At 68.3% G+C, this 20,800-nt stretch carries 19 protein-coding genes; 11 read left to right on the top strand and 8 right to left on the bottom strand.

Annotated features, from left to right (window positions below):
- Nucleotide 1: 1 nt before the first annotated feature.
- On the bottom strand, nucleotides 2–1,552 hold the full coding sequence (gene murJ, locus TSO5_RS17820) for a murein biosynthesis integral membrane protein MurJ (RefSeq protein WP_109152810.1): 1,551 nt from the start codon (nucleotides 1,550–1,552) through the stop codon (nucleotides 2–4).
- A 132-nt stretch (nucleotides 1,553–1,684) separates the two neighbouring features.
- Here murJ and TSO5_RS17815 point away from each other — a divergent pair, with 132 nt between their 5' ends.
- Nucleotides 1,685–2,467 carry an alpha/beta fold hydrolase gene (locus TSO5_RS17815; protein ID WP_109152809.1) on the top strand — a complete coding sequence of 261 codons (783 nt, stop codon included), beginning with the start codon at nucleotides 1,685–1,687 and terminating at the stop codon, nucleotides 2,465–2,467.
- Nucleotides 2,468–2,614: 147 nt separating this feature from the next.
- Nucleotides 2,615–3,892 carry a phosphopyruvate hydratase gene (gene eno, locus TSO5_RS17810; RefSeq protein WP_109152808.1) on the top strand — a complete coding sequence of 426 codons (1,278 nt, stop codon included), beginning with the start codon at nucleotides 2,615–2,617 and terminating at the stop codon, nucleotides 3,890–3,892.
- 195 nt (nucleotides 3,893–4,087) lie between these two features.
- On the opposite strand, the gene TSO5_RS17805 is transcribed toward eno, so the two are convergent.
- Nucleotides 4,088–5,152, bottom strand: a complete 1,065-nt coding sequence (locus TSO5_RS17805; RefSeq protein ID WP_109152807.1) for a PHB depolymerase family esterase — start codon at nucleotides 5,150–5,152, stop codon at nucleotides 4,088–4,090.
- A 399-nt stretch (nucleotides 5,153–5,551) separates the two neighbouring features.
- Entirely contained in the window at nucleotides 5,552–6,079 is a 528-nt protein-coding gene (locus TSO5_RS17800) for a peroxiredoxin (RefSeq protein ID WP_109152839.1), read from the bottom strand.
- A 296-nt stretch (nucleotides 6,080–6,375) separates the two neighbouring features.
- Here TSO5_RS17800 and TSO5_RS17795 point away from each other — a divergent pair, with 296 nt between their 5' ends.
- Together TSO5_RS17795 and TSO5_RS17790 are read left to right on the top strand one after the other, a co-directional pair.
- Nucleotides 6,376–8,145, top strand: coding sequence for an ATP-binding cassette domain-containing protein (locus TSO5_RS17795; protein ID WP_247870806.1), 1,770 nt, complete (start codon nucleotides 6,376–6,378; stop codon nucleotides 8,143–8,145).
- Between the two features lie 72 nt (nucleotides 8,146–8,217).
- Entirely contained in the window at nucleotides 8,218–9,633 is a 1,416-nt protein-coding gene (locus tag TSO5_RS17790; protein WP_109152805.1) for an HlyD family type I secretion periplasmic adaptor subunit, read from the top strand.
- A 229-nt stretch (nucleotides 9,634–9,862) separates the two neighbouring features.
- On the opposite strand, the gene TSO5_RS17785 is transcribed toward TSO5_RS17790, so the two are convergent.
- The gene (locus TSO5_RS17785) at nucleotides 9,863–10,267 is read right to left on the bottom strand and encodes a hypothetical protein (protein WP_109152804.1); all 405 of its coding nucleotides are present in this window, start codon (nucleotides 10,265–10,267) and stop codon (nucleotides 9,863–9,865) included.
- 323 nt (nucleotides 10,268–10,590) lie between these two features.
- Between TSO5_RS17785 and phaC the strand changes: the two genes are divergently transcribed.
- From phaC to TSO5_RS17770, 3 genes are all read left to right on the top strand, one after another.
- Complete coding sequence (phaC, locus tag TSO5_RS17780; protein ID WP_109152803.1) at nucleotides 10,591–12,426, top strand: class I poly(R)-hydroxyalkanoic acid synthase; 1,836 nt, start codon at nucleotides 10,591–10,593, stop codon at nucleotides 12,424–12,426.
- 170 nt (nucleotides 12,427–12,596) lie between these two features.
- Nucleotides 12,597–14,642 (top strand): serine/threonine protein kinase, encoded by a 2,046-nt coding sequence (locus TSO5_RS17775; RefSeq protein WP_247870805.1) that lies wholly within the window; start codon nucleotides 12,597–12,599, stop codon nucleotides 14,640–14,642.
- 21 nt (nucleotides 14,643–14,663) lie between these two features.
- Nucleotides 14,664–15,155 (top strand): hypothetical protein, encoded by a 492-nt coding sequence (locus tag TSO5_RS17770; protein WP_109152802.1) that lies wholly within the window; start codon nucleotides 14,664–14,666, stop codon nucleotides 15,153–15,155.
- A gap of 3 nt (nucleotides 15,156–15,158) precedes the next feature.
- On the opposite strand, the gene TSO5_RS17765 is transcribed toward TSO5_RS17770, so the two are convergent.
- Genes TSO5_RS17765 through TSO5_RS17755 form a run of 3 tightly spaced genes read right to left on the bottom strand, consistent with a single transcriptional unit; the run spans nucleotide 15,159 to nucleotide 17,565 of the window.
- Complete coding sequence (locus tag TSO5_RS17765; protein WP_109152801.1) at nucleotides 15,159–16,259, bottom strand: alkene reductase; 1,101 nt, start codon at nucleotides 16,257–16,259, stop codon at nucleotides 15,159–15,161.
- Nucleotides 16,256–16,996, bottom strand: a complete 741-nt coding sequence (locus TSO5_RS17760; RefSeq protein ID WP_109152800.1) for an SDR family oxidoreductase — start codon at nucleotides 16,994–16,996, stop codon at nucleotides 16,256–16,258. The genes TSO5_RS17765 and TSO5_RS17760 overlap by 4 nt, the downstream gene beginning before the upstream one ends.
- Before the next feature lie 11 nt (nucleotides 16,997–17,007).
- A complete protein-coding gene (locus TSO5_RS17755; protein WP_109152799.1) occupies nucleotides 17,008–17,565 on the bottom strand; it encodes an ester cyclase in 558 nt (185 codons plus the stop codon).
- A 122-nt stretch (nucleotides 17,566–17,687) separates the two neighbouring features.
- Here TSO5_RS17755 and TSO5_RS17750 point away from each other — a divergent pair, with 122 nt between their 5' ends.
- Nucleotides 17,688–18,656 carry a LysR family transcriptional regulator gene (locus tag TSO5_RS17750; protein ID WP_109152798.1) on the top strand — a complete coding sequence of 323 codons (969 nt, stop codon included), beginning with the start codon at nucleotides 17,688–17,690 and terminating at the stop codon, nucleotides 18,654–18,656.
- A gap of 38 nt (nucleotides 18,657–18,694) precedes the next feature.
- Nucleotides 18,695–18,883 carry a hypothetical protein gene (locus tag TSO5_RS17745; RefSeq protein ID WP_247870804.1) on the top strand — a complete coding sequence of 63 codons (189 nt, stop codon included), beginning with the start codon at nucleotides 18,695–18,697 and terminating at the stop codon, nucleotides 18,881–18,883.
- A 20-nt stretch (nucleotides 18,884–18,903) separates the two neighbouring features.
- Here TSO5_RS17745 and bla read toward each other — a convergent pair whose 3' ends face one another.
- Complete coding sequence (bla, locus tag TSO5_RS17740) at nucleotides 18,904–19,821, bottom strand: class A beta-lactamase (protein ID WP_109152837.1); 918 nt, start codon at nucleotides 19,819–19,821, stop codon at nucleotides 18,904–18,906.
- Nucleotides 19,822–19,984: 163 nt separating this feature from the next.
- Between bla and TSO5_RS17735 the strand changes: the two genes are divergently transcribed.
- Together TSO5_RS17735 and TSO5_RS17730 are read left to right on the top strand one after the other, a co-directional pair.
- On the top strand, nucleotides 19,985–20,221 hold the full coding sequence (locus TSO5_RS17735; protein WP_109152796.1) for a hypothetical protein: 237 nt from the start codon (nucleotides 19,985–19,987) through the stop codon (nucleotides 20,219–20,221).
- Between the two features lie 98 nt (nucleotides 20,222–20,319).
- A complete protein-coding gene (locus TSO5_RS17730) occupies nucleotides 20,320–20,673 on the top strand; it encodes a metalloregulator ArsR/SmtB family transcription factor (RefSeq protein WP_109152836.1) in 354 nt (117 codons plus the stop codon).
- The last annotated feature ends 127 nt before the right edge of the window (nucleotides 20,674–20,800 follow it).

Below are 20,800 nucleotides of genomic sequence, written 5' to 3'. Positions count from 1 at the left end.
TCTACGCCTTGGCCCGCCGGCGGCGCAGACGACTGAGGTCGCTGCGCCGCACCAGCCCCAGCAGGACGGCGGCGACGGCATAGGCCGCCAGCCCGACCACCGCCAGCACCACCAGCCCGCCCAGCCGCTCGACCATGCTCATGGCGCCCAGCCAAGGAGCCAGCCGCTCCGTCGCCAGCCACAGGGCGCCGGCCATGGCGGCGGCGGCAATCGCCATGCGCGGCAGGTTGCGGGTCAGCCGCGCGTCGGCACGGAACAGGCCGCGCCGGTGCAGCAGCAGCGCCAGCAGCCCGGCATTCACCCAGGCGCCGACGGAGGTGGCGACCGCCAGCCCGACCTGGGCCAGCGGGCCCATCAGCGCCAGCTTCAGCGCCACATTGATGCCGACCGCCGCCAGCGCAATCCGCACCGGCGTCGCGGTGTCGTGGCGGGCGTAGAAGCCGTTGACCAGACTGCGGATCACCACGAAGGCCGGCAGCCCCAGCGCATAGGCCTGCAGAGTGAGCGCCGAAGCGGCGGCGTCGGACGGGCCGAAGGCGCCGCGCTGGAACAGCACCGAAAGGATCGGCGTGCCCGCCACCACGAAGGCGACGGCCGCCGGCAGGGTCAGCACCAGCGACAGCTCGATAGCGCGGTTCTGGCTGTCGACCGCGCCGGCCTCGTCGCCGCTCTTGATCCGCTTGGACATTTCCGGAAGCAGAACGGTCCCGACGGCGATGCCGATCACCCCCAGCGGCAGCTGGTTCAGCCGGTCGGCATAATAGAGATAGGACACCGCGCCCGTCGGCAGGGCCGAGGCGATCAGCGTGTCGGCGAACAGGCTGATCTGGGTCAGGCCGGACCCCAGCGCCGCCGGCCCCAGCACCTTCAGGAAGCGTTTCACGTCGGGGGACAGGCGCGGCACCACCGGCCGGAGGGTCATGTCGGCCCGCCGGGCGTCCCAGGCCAGATAGAGATACTGCGCGACGCCCGATGCCAGAACGCCCCAGGACAGCGCGTGGCCGGCCGTCGGCATCAGCGGCGTGCCGACCACCAGCGCCGCGATCAGGCACAGATTCATCAGGATGGGGGCTGCCGCTGCGGACCCGAAGCGGCTCATGCTGTTCAGCACGCCGCCATAGAGCGAAACCAGCGAGATCAGCAGCAGATAGGGGAAGGTGATGCTGGTGAACAGCACCGCCAGCCGGAACTTCTCCGGGTCGTCGGCGAAGCCGGGGGCGAAGACCTTCATGAATTGCGGCATGAAGGCAAGCACCGCCAGCAGCAGCACCATCTGCACGATGACCAGCAGGGTCATCACCTCGTCGGCGAAGCGGCGGGCGGATGCTGCGCCATCCTGCACCAGCTTGCCCGAGAACAGCGGCACGAAGGCGGAGTTGAAGGCGCCCTCCGCGAACAGGGCGCGGAAGTGGTTCGGCAGCCGGAAGGCGACGAAGAAGGCGTCGGCCACCGGCCCGGCGCCGAGCAGCGCCGCGGTCAGCACGTCGCGCAGGAAACCGAGCACCCGGCTGGCCAGGGTCAGGCCGCCGACGGACAGGATATGACGGAACACGATGGCAGGGTCGCTTCTGTGATGCGGATGATGCCCGGCGGCATCCTAGCGATGCGGCCGCGTTCGTCATAGGATCGCCGCCCGGATTCGTCCAGAACGCATCTCCCGACATCACAGGTCGAAGGCCCCGACATGCCGCAGCAAGCCCTCCCCCTGACCTATCTGGAAGCCGGCGAAGCCAATGGCGGAACGCCGATGCTGGTCCTGCACGGCCTGTTCGGCTCGGCCCGCAACTGGCAGACGTTGGCCCGGCGCTTCGGCGAATCGCGCCGGGTCTATGCGCTGGACCTGCGCAACCACGGCGGCGCGCCCTGGGCGGAGAGCATGAGCTATCCGGACATGGCGGCCGACGTGCTGCGTTTCCTCGACGACCGCGGCTTCGCCCGCGCCACAATCGTCGGCCATTCGATGGGCGGCAAGACCGCCATGGCGCTGGCGCTGGCCCATCCCGACCGGGTGGAGCGGCTGGTGGTCGCCGACATCGCCCCCGTTGCCTACACCCACACCCACGCCCCCTATGTCGCCGCGATGAAGGCGGCGAAGCTGGAAGGCGTCACCCGCCGGCCGGAGGTGGAGGCCCAGCTGGCCGACGCCGTGCCGGAGGCGCCGCTGCGCTCCTTCCTGATGCAGAATCTGGTGCTGGAGAACGGCGTCTTCTCCTGGCGGATCAACCTCGACTCCATCGGGGCGAACATGGCAGGGCTGATCGGCTTCCCCGATTTCGGCAGTGCCCGTTATGACGGCCCCACCCTCTTCATCGGCGGCGGCGCGTCGGACTACATCCGGCCGGAGCATCACGACGCCATCCGCCGCCACTTCCCCAAGGCGGAAATCCGCATGATCGAGGGGGTCGGGCATTGGCTGCACGCCGAACGCCCGGCCGAATTCGCGGCGATGGTGGAGGGATTCCTCTGATTTCTGCGGCAAAACCCCGCATTTTCGCGTGGTTGTAAGCCGAAGCAGATATTGCATCGCCCGGACGTCGGGGCTATCAAGCCTGCGCGCCTTAAAACGCGGCCTGCGAGACAACGCGGCTGCCATTCCTCGAAGGATCGACCGACCATGAGCGTCATCACCGAGATTCACGCCCGCGAAATCCTGGACAGCCGCGGCAACCCCACCGTGGAAGTCGACGTTGCGCTGGACAGCGGCGCCTTCGGCCGCGCCGCGGTGCCGTCGGGCGCCTCCACCGGCGCCCATGAGGCGGTCGAACTGCGCGACGGCGACAAGTCCCGCTTCGGCGGCAAGGGCGTGCTGAAGGCGGTCGAATCGGTCAACGGCGAGATCTACGACGCGCTCGCCGGCCTGGACGCCGACGACCAGCGCGCCATCGACCTCGCCATGATCGATCTGGACGGCACCGAGAACAAGAGCCGCCTCGGCGCCAATGCCATCCTAGGCGTGTCGCTGGCCGTCGCCCGCGCCGCCGCTGAGGATGCCGGCCTGCCGCTCTACCGCTATGTCGGCGGCGCCTTCGCCTCGCTGCTGCCGGTGCCGATGATGAACATCATCAACGGCGGCGCCCATGCCGACAACCCGATCGACATTCAGGAATTCATGATCATGCCGGTGGGTGCCGAGACCGGCGCCGACGCCATCCGCATGGGCTCCGAGATCTTCCAGTCGCTCAAGAAGAAGCTGAAGGACGCCGGCCACAACACCAATGTCGGCGACGAGGGCGGCTTCGCCCCTAACATCGGCTCCACCGACGAGGCGCTCGGCTTCGTCATGAAGGCGATCGAGGCCGCCGGCTACAAGCCGGGCGACGACGTCATGCTGGCGCTCGACGCCGCCTCGACCGAGTTCTTCAAGAACGGCAAGTACGAGCTGGCCGGTGAAGGCAAGTCGCTGTCGCCCGAGCAGATGGTCTCCTACTGGTCCGATCTGGTCGGCCGCTTCCCGATCATCTCGATCGAGGACGGCATGGCCGAGGATGACTGGGAAGGCTGGAAGGCGCTGACCGACGCCATCGGCAACAAGGTGCAGCTGGTCGGCGACGATCTGTTCGTCACCAATCCGAAGCGTCTGGCCCAGGGCATCCGCCAAGGTGTCGCCAACTCGATCCTGGTGAAGGTGAACCAGATCGGCACGCTGTCGGAGACGCTGGAAGCGGTCGATATGGCGCACAAGGCCGGCTACACCGCCGTCCTGTCGCACCGTTCGGGCGAGACCGAGGACAGCACCATCGCCGATCTGGCGGTCGCCACCAACTGCGGCCAGATCAAGACCGGCTCGCTGAGCCGTTCGGACCGTTTGGCCAAGTACAACCAGCTGATCCGCATCGAAGAGCAGCTCGGCGTCGCCGCCCGCTTCGCCGGCCGCGGCATCCTGAAGGCCTGAGTGCGCTGATTTGAAAAAGCCCCTCTCCGGGTAGCCGGAGAGGGGCTTTTTTGTTGGTGGGGTGCGGGCTTCGATCGCCCCCTCCCCGACCCTCCCCCGCTAGCGCGGGAGAGGGAGTTAAGCGCAAGAGCGGCGGAGTTCCCTCTCCCACCGAAGGTGGGGGAGGGTTAGGGAGGGGGCAAAACGAACGCCCCCTCACTCCCCAGCCAACGCCCCGATCATCTTGCGGACGGCGGTCATCTGAAAGCCGCCCTTGCGGGCGAAGTCGTAGCCGGTGTAGCCGAACCAGTCCCAGCAGGCCTTGGGGTTGGAGGACAGCTTGGCGTCGCCGTCGATCTGCGGGTACAGCACGACGATGTTGTTGACGTCGGCCCAGCGGTTGTAGCCGGCATTCACGGCGAAATGGTCGCCGATCAGGTTCGACGCCATCTTGCAGCCATGGAAGGCGACATGGATGCGGCAGGTCTGCTTGCCGCCCTCGCAGGCTTCCGGAACATAGATGTAACCGGTCTTGGCCATGCCGCTGCGGCTGGTGTCGCCGACGAAGGGCGCCTGGTTGAACAGCTGCGGCTGGCGGGCCGCGGTGGGGGCGTTCGAGATTTTGGCGTCGGCGTAGAAGAAGCGGACGATGGCACCGGCCTGATCGTACTGGCAGTTGTTGATGTATTCGCTCTTTTCATCCTCTTTCGGGATGAAGTCGCAGGCGGCGCCATAACCGTCGGTGATGTAGGCGTGCGCCGCCTTCGGCAGCTTCACATAGGAGACGTTGGCCTCCGGCACGCCCAGCGCCTTGTAGAACTGCGCGGTGGCGTCGGCGACCGGGCGCTTCACCGTCACGTCGTTGTCGCCGTTGAACAGGTAGATCTTCGACTGCGCCATGTTGGACAGCGGGTCGATGTCTTTGGACTTCTCGCGCGCCTTGGCGTTGGCGACCAGGGCAGCGACGTCGGGCGCGCCCATCGCCACGTCCATGCAGCGCTTCAGCGCCACCACCGCCGGGGCGATACCGCCCTCCGACACCTCGGCACAGTCATAGGGACCGCCGGCGACGAGGCCCGCAGCCTTGACCAGCCCCGAATAGGCGACCTGGAACTGCCCGGCCATATAGGCGCCGGAGGAAATGCCGGACACCGTGGTCTGCGCCGGGTCGATCTTCAGCTTCAAATCCGACAGCTTGACTTGCGCCGCTGCGGGAAGCGGTGCCAGGACGACGAGCGCCGCCAGCGCGGTCTTGATAATGTCTTGCTTGGAAATGTTCATGGGAGGGTCACCTTTGCCCTGCAATGGTTGTCAACGTCGCATGGACAGCGGCGATCTGCGCCCCGCCCCTTCGTCGCGTCATCCGTCCCCGCCGTGCCGACCCTGTCCCGGCAAGCCGGGCGGCGCACGATCAGATTGTTGCCGGCCGCCCTGCGGGCTGAAACCGTGGCCGAAGCCTGCGCCGAAGGTAGCAATGTAATAATGATTGTCTAATAAAAAGAATATCGACCACCGTGACACACGCATTCATACGCAATGCTGCGCCCTGCCACCGCCGGTGCCGCAGGCGCGGAGGGGACATGAAAAAGGCCGGCGGAGCCCTTGCCCCGCCGGCCTTTCATCGGATGCTCTGCTTCGTGTCCCGCCCTGCGGCACCCGGTCGGCGCCGAATCGGGCGTCTCAGCTCCGCAAGTATGCCAGCACGGTCTCCGGCGAGGATTCGCCGTAGGGGTCGCCGTTCTCGCCTTCGTCGTTGATGCCCGGCTCCTCGAACCACTTCTCAACGACGCCGTCCTTCACGACCATGGCATAGCGCCAGGACCGGAAGCCGAAGCCGACATGGTCCTTGTCGATCAGCATGCCCATGCGGCGGGTGAAATGGCCCGACCCGTCGGGGATCAGCTTCACCTTCTTCAGGTTCAGGCTCTTGCCCCACTGGTACATGACGAAGGCGTCGTTGACGCTGAGGCAATAGACCTCGTCGATGCCCAAATCCTTGAAATCGTCATAGAGCCGTTCGAAGGCCGGGCACTGCTCGTTGGAGCAGGTCGGCGTGAAGGCGCCGGGCAGCGAGAACAGAACCACCCGCTTGCCCTGGAACAGCTCGTCGCTCCGCACATCCTGCCAACGGAACGGGTTGGGTCCGCCGACGCTCTCGTCGCGCACGCGGGTCTTGAACACCACCGAGGGGACCTTGCGCCCTTCCATCATCTTCTCCGGCTGTGGTTGGGGTGGACCGGCGGAATCGCCGCTGCGGGCCACGATACCGGCAATGCCCGGCCCCTCCAACCGGCCATAGGTCATGCGTCCCGACCGGCCTAGCGGCGCAAATCACCCCGAATGAACAAACAATACCGGGGCAAGTCTGCGCAAAAGTGGTGGCATCCGGTGGCAATCCTGTGACGTCCCCGAATGTTAAGGTCCCATTTACCAAGATGGCGTTCTCTGACCTCGCCTGCATCCAGTGGGCACTGCGCTGACCGGTGACAATTGGAGGGCTGTTCATGCCTGTTACTACCAAGTCCAACTCTTTTCGACAGCCCGGCAATGATAAGCCGGAAGCCGCTTTCAATCGCGGTTATTTCACCAGGATACTCGTTAGTACATTTATCTTCAGCGCCACCATCAACGCCCTGATGCTGGCCATGCCGCTTTATTCGCTTCAGGTGTTCAGCCGCGCCATTCCGTCCGGCAACTACGACACCCTGATCATGCTGACGCTCATCGTCGTGCTTGCGCTGACGCTGAGCGGCCTGCTGGAGATGGTGCGGTCGCGCCTGCTGGCCCGTGCCGGCAATGCGCTGGAGGTGCGGTGGCGCCGCCGGCTGACCGCCGACGCGCTGGACGCCGCCGGCCGCGGCCGTCCGGACAATGGTCCGCTCGCCGACCTGATGGAGCTGAAGGGCGCCTTCTCGCGTCCCTCGCTGCCGGCGCTGATGGATCTGCCCTGGGCTCCGCTCTACGTCATCGGCATCTACGTCATCCACCCGATGCTGGCGCTGGTGCTGGTGGTGTCGATGGCGATCATGGCGGTGATGGGCTGGATCGGCTACATGGCCGTCAAGGACATCAACGACGAGAGCAAGCTGCCGGCCAGCCGCGCCCAGAAGCTGTTCGAGGCGCTGGCCTCCCGCTCCGACACCGTGCGCGGCCTGCGCATGGGCAACGCCTCGCTGGACGCCGTCAACCGCGACTTCCTGACCGCCAGCGCCATGCAGGGCCAGGGCTATGAGCGCAGCGCCGCCATCGGCGCCGCCACCAAGTGGGTCCGCATGGTCCTGCAGATCGCCGTGACGGGCATCGGCGCCTGGCTGGTGATCGAGCAGCACCTGTCCTTCGGCGGCATGATCGCCACCTCGATGCTGGTCGGCCGCGGCCTCGCCCCGATCGAGCAGACCGCCGGCGCCTGGGGCGGGCTGGTCCGCTCCGCCCAGGCCGTCCGCCGCCTGCTGCCGCTGCTGAAGCGTCTGTCGCGTGAGCCGGAGCGTCCCTCCGTGCCCGTCGAGAGCGAGCGCCTGACCGTCGAGAACCTGCTGTTCGTCTCCCCCCGCGACCAGAAGCCGATCCTGCGCAGCGTCACCCTGTCGGTCGAGCCGGGCGAGACCGTCTGCATCGCCGGCCCCAACCGTTCGGGCAAGTCGATCCTGGCCCGCCTGCTTGCCGGTGTCGCCCTGCCGTCGGCCGGTACGGTGCGGCTGGGCGGCCTGTCCGTCGCCACCCTGACCCCCGACAGCCCCGAACAGGGCATCGGCTACCTGCCGCAGCAGGTCGATCTCCTGCCCGGCAGCATCGCCGACAACATCGCCCGCTTCACCACCGCCACCCGTGAACAGGTGGAAGAGGCCGCCAAGGCCGTCGGCCTCCACGAGTGGATCGAAAGCCTGCCCATGGGCTACGAGACCGAGGTCAACGACCCGCTGTCCCCGATCACCGGCGCCAGCGCCCGCCTGATCGGCCTTGCCCGCGCCGCCTTCGGCCAGCCGCCGCTGCTGGTGCTGGACGAGCCAACCGCCGGCCTGGACGAGCTGGGCATCAAGGCGGTCCGCGCCTTCGTCGCGGCCTGCAAGGAGCGCGGGGCGACCACCATCGTCATGACCCACGCCCCGATCTTCGTCGACATGTCCGACCACACCTATGTCCTGAAGAACGGCATGGCGATGGAGCTGCCGCGTCCGGACCAGCAGCAGGCCCAGCCCGGCGCCGTCAACCTCGCCCGCCTTCGCAATCTCGGCCCTCAGGGTCCGTCCGCCGCCACGGCGGGGGCCGCCGGCTGACCGCCGGCACCGCCCCCAGCCCTCTCAGCACCCGGCCAGCGACGCCCGACCCGACAGAGCCAAGGAAGCCCCATGACCACGATGACCACGACGTTCCCCACCCCGCTGTCCGGTGACAACGGTTCCGAAACCCCCGCCGGCAAGCCGTCGCGCAAGACGGCGACCATCACCTCGATCCATGCGCTGCGGGCGACGATGCCGGAAACCAGCGTGCGCGGCCTGCTGTTGGGCGGCTTCCTGGTCCTGGCGGTCGGCTTCGGCGGCATGACCGGCTGGGCGGCGGTGGCCCCGCTGCACAGCGCCATCAGCGCGTCGGGCTCGCTGGCGCCGGAAACCGGGCGCAAGGTGGTGAAGAACACCGAAGGCGGCGTCATCAGCGCCATCCTGGTCCAGGAGGGCGACCGCGTCGAAGCCGGTCAGGTCCTGATGCGGCTGGACAACACCGAGGCGCAGACCCGCCTGGACATGCTGAACGCCGCGCTGGTCGACACGCTGGCTTCCGAAGCGCGCCTGTCAGCCGAGCTGTTCGAGAAGCCCGCCATCGAATGGCCGGCCGAGCTGGCCGCCCGCCGCGGCAAGGAGCCGGCGGTCGACAACGCCATGCTGAACCAGGAGAAGCTGTTCCAGGTCCGCCACAACCAGCTGGAGACCGAGGCGAAGCTGACCCAGGACCGCATCGCCACGCTGGGCGACGAGGTGAAGAGCCTGGAGCAGCAGCGCGCCTTCCTGAACCGCGAGATCAAGCTGTCGGACGAGGACATCCAGATCACCCAGGGCCTGCTGGACCGCGGCAACTCCACCCGCACCAAGCTGGTGGCGGCGCAGAAGGAGAACGCGCAGCTCCACGCCCAGGACCATGAGCTGGAAGCCCGCATGTCGCAGTCGCGCCAGCAGGCGGTCGACGCCCAGGGTGATCTGGTCCGCCGCCGCAGCGACTTCCGCGAGAAGGTGCTGGTCGAGCTGGACAAGGCGCGCGGCGACGCCCAGAAGCTGGCCGAGCAGATCCGCGACGCCAAGAACCGCCTGGACAACCGCACCGTCAAGGCGCCGGACGCCGGCAACGTCGTGATGTACGGCCACCCGGCCGTCGGCGGCACCATCACCGCGAACGAGCCGGTGCTGGACATCGTCCCCGACGACAAGGCCCTGCTGGCCGAGGTCCGCATCCAGCCGAAGGACATCAAGTCGATGGCCGTCGACCTGCCGGTGAAGGTCCAGCTGACCGCCTATGACAGCCGCGTCGTCGGCACCATCGACGGCACCGTGTCCTACGTCTCGGCCGACCGCCTGACCGACAACGCAACGCGCCAGGAGTATTATCTGGCTCGCATCCGCCTGAAGGACGCCGACAACCACGAGGTCCGCAACCTGAAGATCAAGGCCGGCATGCCGGTGGAAGCCCGCATCGTGCTCTCCGCCCGCACCCCGCTGGACTACCTGATCCAGCCGCTGCGCCAGTCCTACGTGAAGGCGTTCATCCAGGAGTGATGGGTTTGGGGGTGCGAAGTGCTGTGCCCCCTCCCCGACCCTCCCCCACCTTCGGTGGGAGAGGGTGCCTTACGCGAAGCGGCGGCAGTCCCCTCTCCCGCGATCGGACCGGCCTTTGGCCGGCCGAGGGCGGGGGAGGGTTAGGGAGGGGGCCATCGAAGCCGACACCTCCCACACACAAAAAAGCCCCCGACCATCCGGCCGGGGGCTTTTCCTTTACCCAAAACCCTCAGCTCTTGCCCGGCTGCAGGTTGGGCTTCGGCGGTATGGGCAGCGGCTCCGGCATCTGGATCGCTTCCGTCTGCTCCCGCGTGCGGCGCGATGCCGCACGGTCCTCGGCGAGGCGGTCCATCGCCTGCTGGCGCTGCGCCTCGGTGGTCAGATCGGTCGGGCGCGGCGGAACAGTCCCCAGGTTGGGGTAGTCGGTGCGCTCCCCGGTCATGTTGCGGATGGGCGACGAATTGTCGCTGACCGGCGAAGGCTCGCCGGTGACGGCCCCCAGAAGGCCGGTGTCCAACGCCCGGTCGCTGCAGGCCGACAGCCCGAAAACCATTGGCATCGCTACGATTAGCGCGCCGACCGCCCGTCCGGCCGCCACGATGCCCCGAACGCCTTCCTGACTGCCCGTCACCATCACCCTTCCCCGTGTCTGGCCGCCACGCCACACTTGTGCGACGATCCGCGAAATGAAATGTTCACATCAGCGGTGTATGAGAGGTCCCGGATTTCTCCCGCACCGCACCAGAAGGTCGGACCGCCGCACGCCACCCACAGCGACATGGTGCAGAACACCCCCCGGAGACCGCCACCGAAGACCATAGCCCGCAAGCCTGTATAGCCGCCCGTCCGCAAGGCCCAAAGCCCAATCTGGCGCAAGCCGGGCCATGAGGACCATGGTGGTCGACACGATGTGACCGAGACGACGCGACACCCGCCCAAAGAAGAAGGACCGTGCTCATGGCCGAGACCAAGGCCCCCCCCCAGGCTTCCAACCCGGCTTCCCCCCAGGTGCCCGACGTCAAGCTGCCCGATCCGGTCGAGATGTCGCGGGCGATGACCCGCATCGCCGAACAGAGCCAGCGGCTGGTCTCCGAATTCCTCGCGCGCCAGGCCTCCGACGGCGCCGGCCCGAAGAGCCCGGATCCGATGGGCGTCGGCCATGCCTTCCTCGAGATGACCACCCGCATGATGGCCGACCCGGCCAAGCTGATGCAGGCGCAGATGTCGCTGTGGCAGGACTACCTGACCCTGTGGCAGCGCACCACCCAGCGCTTCTTCGGGCAGGAGACGCAGCCGGTCATCGCCCCGGCCAAGGACGACCGCCGCTTCAAGGACGCCGCCTGGGACGAGAACACGCTGTTCGACTTCATCAAGCAGTCCTACCTGCTGAGCGCCCGGTGGATGCAGTCGACCGTCAATCAGGTCGACGGGCTGGACGACCACACCGCAAAGAAGGTCGATTTCTACACCCGCCAGTTCGTCGACGCGATGGCGCCCTCCAACTTCGTCATGACGAACCCGGAGGTGCTGCGCGCGACCATCGAGAGCGGCGGCGAGAATCTGGTCAAGGGGCTGGAGCATCTGCTGAAGGATCTGGAGCGCGGCAAGGGCGAGCTGCGCATCTCCATGACCGACTACGACGCCTTCCAGCTGGGCAAGAACATCGCGGTCACGCCGGGCAAGGTCGTCTTCCAGACCAGCCTGATGCAGCTGATCCAGTACACCCCGACCACGCCGGACGTGAACAAGCGCCCGCTGATGATCGTGCCGCCCTGGATCAACAAGTTCTACATCCTCGACCTGCGCGAGAAGAACAGCTTCATCAAGTGGGCGGTCGACCAGGGCCACACCGTCTTCGTCCTGTCCTGGGTCAACCCGGACGAGACGCTGGCGGCCAAGGGCTTCGAAGACTACATGGTCGAAGGCCCGCTGGCGGCGCTGGACGCCATCGAGAAGGCGACCGGCGAGAAGGACGTGAACGCCATCGGCTATTGCCTGGGCGGGACGCTGCTGGCCTCGACCCTGGCTTACATGGCGGCCAAGAAGGACGACCGCATCAAGTCGGCCACCTTCTTTACCACCATGCTGGACTTCACCGAAGCCGGTGAGCTGTCGGTCTTCATCGACGAGGAGCAGCTGACCTTCATCGAAGGGCAGATGGCCGAGCAGGGCTATCTCGACGGCTCCAAGATGGCGACCACCTTCAACATGCTGCGCGCCAACGACCTGATCTGGTCGTTCGTCGTCAACAACTACCTGCTGGGCAAGGACCCGTTCCCGTTCGACCTGCTGTACTGGAACGGCGACAGCACCCGCATGCCGGCGGCGATGCACAGCTTCTATCTGCGCAACATGTACCAGAAGAACATGCTGGCGCAGCCGGGGGCGGTGACGCTGAAGGGCGTGCCGATCGACCTGGGCAAGGTCAAGGTCCCGACGCTGTTCCTGTCGGCCCGTGAGGACCACATCGCGCCGTGGAAGAGCACCTACAGCGGCGCCCAGCTGTTCAGCGGCCCGGTGAAGTTCGTGCTCGGCGCCTCGGGCCACATCGCCGGCGTCGTCAACCCGCCCGCGGCCAACAAATACTGCTACTGGACCAGCGACAAGCTGGCCAAGACCTCCGACGAGTGGCTGGAGAAGGCGACCCAGACCCCCGGCTCCTGGTGGCCGGAATGGAACAAGTGGATCGGCCAGTACGCCAACGGCAAGGTTCCCGCCCGCCAGCCCGGCGACGGCGCCCTGCCGGCCCTGGAAGACGCGCCGGGGTCCTACGTGAAGGTCAAGAACGGGTAAGGCAGAGTTCGGCCGCTTATCTGCACGGGAAACCCCCGCCCTTCCCGGCGGGGGTTTTCCTTTCCGGTCCAATCCGATAGTGTTACGCACGCGCACGTTAAGGGTTTGTTTGCCCTTTTCACGCCACCTAAGGCTTGCGCACATTCGCACGCCCCGGGGATCCGCCGTCCATGCCATCCGACGCCCAAACCGCCACGATGGGAGCCGCCACGGGGGCGATGGCGAACGCCGAACCGGTCAAACTCGCCGAACGCTACGAGATCCAGCCCGGCGCGCCGATCCCGCTGCTGAACGCCATCGGCGGCAACGCCTTCACCGCCAAGGCTCTGCGCGAAAAGCGGATCGAGCCCTTCGCCGTCATCTGCCATGCCTCGATTCTGCCCCGGATGGACATCTGCTCCACCGTCGGCAGCCTCGACAACGCCACGCATATGCGGCTGCTCGACTGGGGACTGGTGGACTGGCCGCAGGACCGCGGGCGGCGCTATTGCCTGGTGTTCGAACGGCCGGGCGGCAAGCGGCTGATGGGGTCGCTGACCGACACGCTGGACCCGATGCCGGAAGACCAGCTGACCCGGCAGATCATCCACCCGCTGGTCTCTGCGCTGAAGGAGCTGTCGAGCCGCGGCGTCGTCCATGGCGCGATCCGCCCTACCAACCTGTTCTACCGCGATCTCGCCGGCGGCGGGCTGATGCTGGGCGATTGCGTGTCGGCGCAGCCCGGCTACGGCCAGCCGGTCCTGTTGGAGACGATCGAGCGCGGCATGGCCAACCCGGCCGGGCGCGGCACCGGCACCATGGCCGACGACCTCTATTCGCTGGGCGTCACCCTGCTGATCCTGGCGCTCGGCCGCAACCCGCTGTCCGGCCTGGACGACGAGGCGGTGCTGCAGGCGAAGCTGGAGCGCGGGTCCTACCCGGCGCTGGTCCAGCAGCACCGTCTGCCGCTGGCGATCAACGAGGTGGTGCGCGGCCTGCTGGTGGACGACCCCAAGCAGCGCTGGACCCTGAACGACCTCGATCTGTGGGTGGCCGGCCGCCGGCTCAGCCCGAAGCAGCCGCAGATTTCCCGCCGCGCCGCCCGGCCGCTGGAATTCCAGGGGTCGGAATACTGGCATTGCCGCACGCTGGCCCGTGCCTTCGCCCGCCATGCCCCCGCCGCCGCCTCCGTCATCGAGAGCGGCGAGCTGGACAAGTGGCTGCGCCGGTCGATGGGCGACGACGTGCGGGCGGAGGCGGTCAACAACGCCATCCAGACCGCCTCCAGCGGCAAGGGCGGCAGCCAGGGCGACCGGCTGGTGGCCCGCGTCTGCATCGCGCTCGACCCCGCCGCCCCCATCCGCTACCGCGGCCGGGCGATGATGCCGGACGGCATCGCCACCATGCTGGCAGACGCCTTCATGCGCGGCGAATCCCCCCAGGCGGTGGCGGAGGTGCTGGCCAACCAGCTGCCGATGTTCTGGGTCAACGTCCAGACCGACTTCAAGCCGGAATTCGTGCCGCTGGTGCAGAGTTTCGACCAGCTGCGCGGCTTTCTCGACCGCTCCAGCCACGGGCTGGGGGTGGAGCGCGTGCTGTACGAGATGAACCCGACCATGCCCTGCATGAGCAGCCTGGTCGCCAAGCAGTTGCCGACCTCGCCGGCCGAGCTGCTGCGGGCGCTCGACTGGATCGCCGCGGGGGGTGAACGGCACAAGGACCCCATCGACCGCCAGATCGCCGCCTTCCTGGGTGCCCGCCACAAGCGCGGCGACGAACTGCTCTACACCCAGCTCGGCAGCGGGGTGGAGCCGATGCGGCGCGTCATCGCCATGCTGACCATCCTGTCCGATATCCAGGCCCGCACCGGGGTCGATGGGCTGACCCATCTGGCCAGCTGGGTGGTGGCTCTGCTCGACCCCGCCTTCCGCCGCTTCCACAACCGGCCGCAGCAGCAGGAGGTGCGCAAGATGGCGGACGCCGCCGCGCACAACGGCCGGCTGACCGAATTGCTGAAGGTGGTGGACGATCCGGACGCGCTGCGCCGCGACCGGCTGGAGTTCGAGGCGGCGCAGATCGCCTACCGCGAGGCCGATGCGGAGATGGACAAGATCCGCCACACCATCGCCGACCGCAATTCCATCATCGAAACGTCGGGCCGGCAGGTCGCCGCCATCGCGTCCAGCCTGCTGTCGACCGTGCTGGTCGCCGGCATCATCCTGTTCTTCGCCTTCTGACCGGAAAACGGGGGGATCGCCATGGCGCGCAAGAAGAAGAAAAAGGGCGGCGGCCTCACGCTGATCCTGCTGATCATCCCGGCGGCGCTGATCGTGCTGCCGACGACCATCCTGTTCGGCATCGGCATGATCCCGACCATCGTCGCCTATGTCGTCGACCGCGACCCCGACAAATCGGCGCCGATCACCGTCGGTGGGCTGAATTTCTGCGGCTGCATGCCCTTCGCCATCGATCTGTGGAAGCACCAGCACACCATCGGCGCCGCCGCGAAGGTGTTCGCCGATCCGCTGGCCTGGCTGGTGATGTACAGCGCCGCCGCCGTCGGCTGGGGCCTCTATTACGGCATTCCGCCGCTGGTCGCCGGGATGGAGGTCACCCGCGCCGAAAAGCGGGTGGAGGTGCTGAAGCAGAAGAAGGTGGCGCTGGTCCAGGAATGGGGGCCGGACGTCGCCGGCGATTATTTCGACGAGTCCGGCGGAATGGAGCCCGACGCCGAGATGGAAGGCGCCTGAGCCTCAATCGGCGAAAGCGGCTGCGGAGTAATCGGTGTAGCCCGCCGCCCCGCCGCCGAACAGGCTGTCGGCGCGGAACTCCGCCAGCGGCAGGCCGTGGCGCAGGCGCTCCGGCAGGTCCGGGTTGGCGACGAAGGGCCGGCCGAAGGCGACCAGATCGACCAGCCCGGCCTCCAGCAACGCCTCCGCCCGCTCCACCGTATAGCGGCCGGCGACGATGATGGTGCCGCGGAACCGCTCCCGCCAAGCCTTGCGCCACTCCATCGGCAGGGACGTGCCGTTGTCCCAGTCATCCTCGGCGAAATGCAGCCGCGCGACGCCCAGCGCCTCCAGCCGGTCGATCACCCGGGTGAACAGGCCGTAGGGGTCGCTGTCGCTCATCCCCTTCAGCGTGATCAGCGGCGACAGCCGCACGCCGGTCCGCTCCGCCCCGATGGCGGCGGTCACCGCCTCCGCCACCTCGGTCAGGAAACGCAGGCGGTTGTCCACCGACCCGCCATAGCGGTCGGTCCGCCGGTTGCTGCCGTCGCGCAGGAACTGTTCGATCAGATAGCCGTTGGCGGCATGCAGCTCGACCCCATCGAATCCGGCGGCAACCGCATTCGCGGCGGCGGCGGCGAACTGGCCGACGGTGGCGGCGATCTCCGCCCCGTCCATCTCCCGCGGCTCGACGCAGGGCACCATGCCGCCGGTGCCGTCCGGCCCGACCGCCCAGATCGCGGTGTCGACCGGCAGGATGGCCGAGGGAGCCGGCGGCTTCGCCCCGCCATGGAACATCGGATGCGACACCCGCCCGGTGTGCCACAGCTGCGCGACGATCCGCCCGCCGCGCCGGTGCACGGCATCGGTCACCGCTGTCCAGGCGGCGATCTGCGCCGGCGTGTAGAGCCCCGGCGTCCGCGAGTATCCCTTGGCGCCGGGACCGATCTGGGTCGCCTCCGTCACGATCAGCCCGGCGCCGGCGCGCTGCGCGTAATAGGCCGGGGCGAGATCCGACGGCACCTCGTCCTCGCCGGCGCGGGCACGGGTCATCGGCGCCATCACGATCCGGTTGGGCAGTTCCAGCCCGCCCAGCCGGTAGGGGGAAAACAGGGATCCGCTCACAGCAGGCCTCCGCCATCGACGTCGATCACCGATCCGGTGACGAAACCCGTGGTCATCGCGAACAGGAAGGCCGCAGCCACCTCCTCCGCCCGGCCGACACGGCCGACCGGCAGCCCGCCCCCGACCTTCGCATAGAAGGCGTCGCGCCCGTCCGCCGGGATGGCCCGCCAGTTCTCCGTCGCCGTCACGCCCGGCGACACCACGTTGACCCGCAGCGGCGCCAGTTCCTTCGCCAGCGCCTTGCCCAGCGCTTCGACGGCGGCGTTCATCACCGTCTTGGCCAGCGATCCGACGCTCGCCTTGCGCGACAGCAGGCCGGAGGTCAGCGTCACCGACCCGTCCGGCGCCAGATGCGGCAGCGCCGCCTGGACGGCGTCGGCCGCCCCCCACAGCTTCACCTCGAACGCCCGCCGGGCGGCGGCGAGGTCGAGCTGCGCGAAGGCCGGGGAGCCGATCTGCGGCCCGGCGGTCACCACCAGATGGTCGAGGCTGCCGACGCTGCGGAACAGGGCGTCCAGGCTGCCGCGGTCGTCCAGATCGGCGGTCAGCCCCTCGACTCCCAAGGCCTCGGCGGCGATGCGGGTCCTCACCGCGTCATGGCCGGCGATCACCACCCGTGCCCCCTGCCCGCGCGCCGCCGCGGCCACCGCCCGGCCGATGCCGGACCCGCCGCCGATGACCACCACGCTGCCGCCCGCCAGCGATGCGACACCCACCGCATTTTCGGTCTTGTCCATGATGCCCGCCCTCACTGCTTGACGACGCCGAGCTGCCGCAGCAGCGTCAGGTTGTCTTCCAGATGCCAGTTCTCGGCGATGCGGCCGTCCGCGACGCGGTAGAGGTCGAAGGCCTGGAAATCCACGGTCTGGCCGCTGCCCTGGGCCTCGCCGAAGCGTCCGGTAAAGTGGCCGCGGAAGCGCAGATGCACCGCCACGCGGTCGCCATCCGCCACCATGTCCTCGATCGCGGCGGTCAAATCGGGAACCGCGGCGCGGAAGGCGCGGGAGGCCTGCAACGGCCCGTCGATGCCCTGCGGACGGCCCGGCGGCAGCGTGCGGTCGGTGAAGCCCGGCGCCAGCGCGGCGCGGGCAAAGGCGTCGTCCCCGCTGTTCCAGAAGGCGGCATAGCGGCGCGCGGCCAGCACGGTCGGCGATGCGGCATCGCCGGCCAGATGGGCGGGCTGCGGCAACGCCTCTTCCGCCATCACCGGTCCCATCGGAAGGGAAGCGGCGGCCAAAGCGACGAAGAGCGACAGCGCACCGCCGGCGATTGGCCGTCTTGGTCTGGTGGCGATCGGATTGGTCATGGGAAAATCTCCGGAGGCCGGGCGGCGGCGCCGTCCCTCTTGCCTTGGACCTCATTGTGTCCTTCGGCGCCTTGGCTGATAATCCTGGGAGTTTTTGAGATATTGCCAAACGAGGTTTGACAATGATCGCGCTCGACGACCTCCGCCTGCTGCTTGCCGTTGCGGAGCATGGCAACCTGTCGGCGGCGGCGCGGCAACTCGGCCTGCTGCCGGCGACGGCAAGCGCGGCGCTGAAACGGATCGAGCAGGCGCTGGGCGCCCGCCTGTTCGAGCGCTCGACGCGCAGCGTCCGCCCGACCGATGCCGGCGCCGCCTATCTCGCCAGTTGCCGGCAGGCGCTGGACCAGCTGGACGCGGCGGCCGAACGGCTGGCCGGCGACCGCAGCCGCTTCGCCGGGCCGGTGCGGCTGGCGGCGCCGTCCGACTTCGGCCGGACGGTCCTGCGCCCGTGGCTCGACGAGTTCCACGACCGGCATCCGGCCATCCGCATCACCCTGCTGCTGGGCGATCATCTGGCCGACCTGCTGCGCGACGACCTCGACTGCGCGCTGCGCTATGGCGCCCTGCCGGATTCCGCCTTCGTCCGGCGGCGGATGGCGCCGTCGCGCCGGGTGCCGGTGGCCTCGCCCGCCTATCTGGAGGCGCACGGCACCCCCACCGTGCCGGAGGATCTGCGCGGGCACCGGTGCCTCGTCCTGCTGCGCGGCCGGGAGCCGCTGAACCGCTGGCGCTTCGCCGGGCCGGCGGGCGAACGCAGCATCGTCGTGGAGGCCGACCGCGCCACCGACGACGGCGCCGTGCTGCGCGACTGGGCGCTGGCCGGCTGCGGCATCGCCCACAAATCCTGGCTGGATGTCGCCGCCGACGTCACCGCCGGACGCCTGCGCCCGCTGCTGACGGACTGGAGCGAGGAGGATTCCCCGCTCCAGCTGCTGTTCGCCTCCGGCCGCCGCCGCCCTTTGCGGGTCGACGCGCTGGCCGACCATCTGGCCGGCCGGATCGCCGCCTATGCCGCCGCCCATCCTTTCCCGGCCCGTCAGCAAGGATCGGCCGTCGGTGATCTTGCAACCGACACCATCGCCGGTGCATGATCGGCGGTGAAGGTCGCAAGGTCGGCCATGAGGGTCGGATGTTCAGCGTCAGCCAGGATGAAGCCGCCGCAATCCAGAAGGCGTTTCACGAAAGCGGCGAGTGGGCGGCGGTCGCCGAGTTGCGGCGGCATTTTCACATTCAGGACAATGTGAACGCCCTGAACGCCGTGCGGTCCATCGTGCGATGGGCTCAGCCGCCGCAACCAACGCCGGCATCTCCCGCCTGACCCAACTCGCTTGGAATGCCTCAGCCGATCAGGCCGGCCACCGCCCGCGCCACCTCGGCATGGATGGAGTCCTGCTGCTTGAAGCCCTCCGCCGTCTGGGTCAGATAGCAGGCGACCAGCAGCGGCGCACGGCCCTCCGGCCAGACGATGGCGATGTCGTTGGCACTGCCGTAGCTGCCGGTCCCCGTCTTGTCCCCCACCCGCCAGCCGGCCGGCAGCCCGGCGCGCAGGCGCTTGTCGCCGGTCTTGTTGGCAACCATCCAGTCGATCAGCTGCCGGCGGGAGTCCGGCCGCAGCACGTCGCCGACCAGGATCCGCTCCATGCTGCGCACCATGGCGGCCGGCGTGGTGGTGTCGCGCGGATCGCCGGGGATGGCGGTGTTCAGCGTCGGCTCGTTGCGGTCCAGCCGGGTGGTCTTGTCACCGATGCCCCGCATGAAGGCGGTCAGGCCGGCCGGATTGCCGATCCCCGGCAGCAGCAGATTGGCCGCGACATTGTCGCTGAGCGTCAGCGCCGCCTCGCACAGTTCGGCCACCGTCGGCGGCGTGCCGTCCAGCCGGGTTTCCGAGAAGGGGGCATAGGGCACCAGATCGGCCTTGGTCACCGGGATCCGCCGGTCCAGCCGGTCCTTGCCCTGGTCCACCGTCTTCAGCACGGCGGCAGCCAATAGAAATTTGAAGGTGCTGCACATCGGGAACCGCTCGTCCCCGCGCCAGCCATGCAGCTTGCCGTTCCCGCTGTCGAGCACCGCGACACCGAGCCGGCCGCCGCTGCGGGCCTCCAGCTCCGTCATCTTCGCGGCCAGCGCGTCACTGCCGGACGCGTTGCCAGCCTTGTTCTTCTTGCTTTCCGCAGCCTGCACCCCGGCCACCGCCCCTGCCGCCGACAGCAGCAGGCCCCCGCCTGTCGCCGCCAGGAATTCCCGTCTTCCGATCATCTCCAACCCCGTTTTCCGCTGTTGCGATGGCCGGACGATAAAAAGCCGGGGGTGCGCGAACAAACGAGCTTTCCTCGCGGAAGACCAAAATTAAACTAATGGCTCGCTTCGGCGGCCCCGTGGCAGGCTATGGGCCACCGCGGATGTGGGAGGGAGCAGGCCGATGCCTTTGCGTCAGGAGATGGAAACGGACCGCTTCGAGGTGACGGCCGAGGACGGCAGCATCCATGCCGTAGTCGAGACGACCAGCTTCATCCAGATGGTGACCTTCCGCGGCCCCGCCGGCTGGGTTCCGGAGAGCAAGAGCTATCGCCTCGACGGCGGCGAGCCGGTCGAACCGACGCCGGACGGCGGCTTCCGCACCGCCGCGTCGGGTCTGTCGCTGCGGCGAATCGGCTGAGCCGCCATGCGACCGACAAATCCCTTGAACCCACTCTGCCAAGGGTTATATTAGTTTACCCTAATTTGCAGACTTCCGACGGCAGGATGGTCCAGGCGATGACCTCAACGCTGGGCGACACGGCACTCAACACCCCGGACTTCGAGGCTGCCGATTTCGAAGCGCGCGCCGCGGAGGCGGAGGGCTTCCTGCGCTCCATCGCCAGCCGGCACCGGCTGATGATCCTGTGCAGCCTTCTGGAGGGCGAGATGCAGGTGGGCGAACTGGTCCGCCGCCTCGGCCTGTCGCAATCCAACCTGTCCCAGCATCTCGCCAAACTGCGCGAGGAGGGGCTGGTCGCCACCCGCCGCCAGGGCACCGCAATCCATTACCGCATCGGCTCCGACCGGGTGCGCCCGATCCTGGGCGACCTCTACCACCTGTTCTGCGCGTCCGGCGATTCAAAGGCGTAGGGGGAAAAATCCGGCCCCCCCTCTCCCCCCCGGGGAGAGGGTCGGGGTGAGGGGGATGCACAGGGTGGATTCTCGAGAATCCTCACCACGCACCCCCCTCACCCTAACCCTCTCCCCGGGGGGAGAG

This window comes from Azospirillum sp. TSO5, from assembly GCF_003116065.1.
Classification (GTDB): Bacteria; Pseudomonadota; Alphaproteobacteria; order Azospirillales; family Azospirillaceae; genus Azospirillum.
Note: the sequence above shows the minus strand (reverse complement) of the source record. Positions and strands in the feature narration are given on the sequence as shown.

Coding starts and splice junctions, on each gene's coding strand:
- TSO5_RS17815 (WP_109152809.1), top strand. CDS start 1,685: ATGCCGCAGCAAGCCCTCCCCCTGACCTATCTGGAAGCCGGCGAAGCC.
- eno (WP_109152808.1), top strand. CDS start 2,615: ATGAGCGTCATCACCGAGATTCACGCCCGCGAAATCCTGGACAGCCGC.
- TSO5_RS17805 (WP_109152807.1), bottom strand. CDS start 5,152: ATGAACATTTCCAAGCAAGACATTATCAAGACCGCGCTGGCGGCGCTC.
- TSO5_RS17800 (WP_109152839.1), bottom strand. CDS start 6,079: ATGGAAGGGCGCAAGGTCCCCTCGGTGGTGTTCAAGACCCGCGTGCGC.
- TSO5_RS17795 (WP_247870806.1), top strand. CDS start 6,376: ATGCCTGTTACTACCAAGTCCAACTCTTTTCGACAGCCCGGCAATGAT.
- TSO5_RS17790 (WP_109152805.1), top strand. CDS start 8,218: ATGACCACGATGACCACGACGTTCCCCACCCCGCTGTCCGGTGACAAC.
- TSO5_RS17785 (WP_109152804.1), bottom strand. CDS start 10,267: ATGGTGACGGGCAGTCAGGAAGGCGTTCGGGGCATCGTGGCGGCCGGA.
- phaC (WP_109152803.1), top strand. CDS start 10,591: ATGGCCGAGACCAAGGCCCCCCCCCAGGCTTCCAACCCGGCTTCCCCC.
- TSO5_RS17775 (WP_247870805.1), top strand. CDS start 12,597: ATGCCATCCGACGCCCAAACCGCCACGATGGGAGCCGCCACGGGGGCG.
- TSO5_RS17770 (WP_109152802.1), top strand. CDS start 14,664: ATGGCGCGCAAGAAGAAGAAAAAGGGCGGCGGCCTCACGCTGATCCTG.
- TSO5_RS17760 (WP_109152800.1), bottom strand. CDS start 16,996: ATGGACAAGACCGAAAATGCGGTGGGTGTCGCATCGCTGGCGGGCGGC.
- TSO5_RS17755 (WP_109152799.1), bottom strand. CDS start 17,565: ATGACCAATCCGATCGCCACCAGACCAAGACGGCCAATCGCCGGCGGT.
- TSO5_RS17750 (WP_109152798.1), top strand. CDS start 17,688: ATGATCGCGCTCGACGACCTCCGCCTGCTGCTTGCCGTTGCGGAGCAT.
- TSO5_RS17745 (WP_247870804.1), top strand. CDS start 18,695: ATGTTCAGCGTCAGCCAGGATGAAGCCGCCGCAATCCAGAAGGCGTTT.
- bla (WP_109152837.1), bottom strand. CDS start 19,821: ATGATCGGAAGACGGGAATTCCTGGCGGCGACAGGCGGGGGCCTGCTG.
- TSO5_RS17735 (WP_109152796.1), top strand. CDS start 19,985: ATGCCTTTGCGTCAGGAGATGGAAACGGACCGCTTCGAGGTGACGGCC.
- TSO5_RS17730 (WP_109152836.1), top strand. CDS start 20,320: ATGACCTCAACGCTGGGCGACACGGCACTCAACACCCCGGACTTCGAG.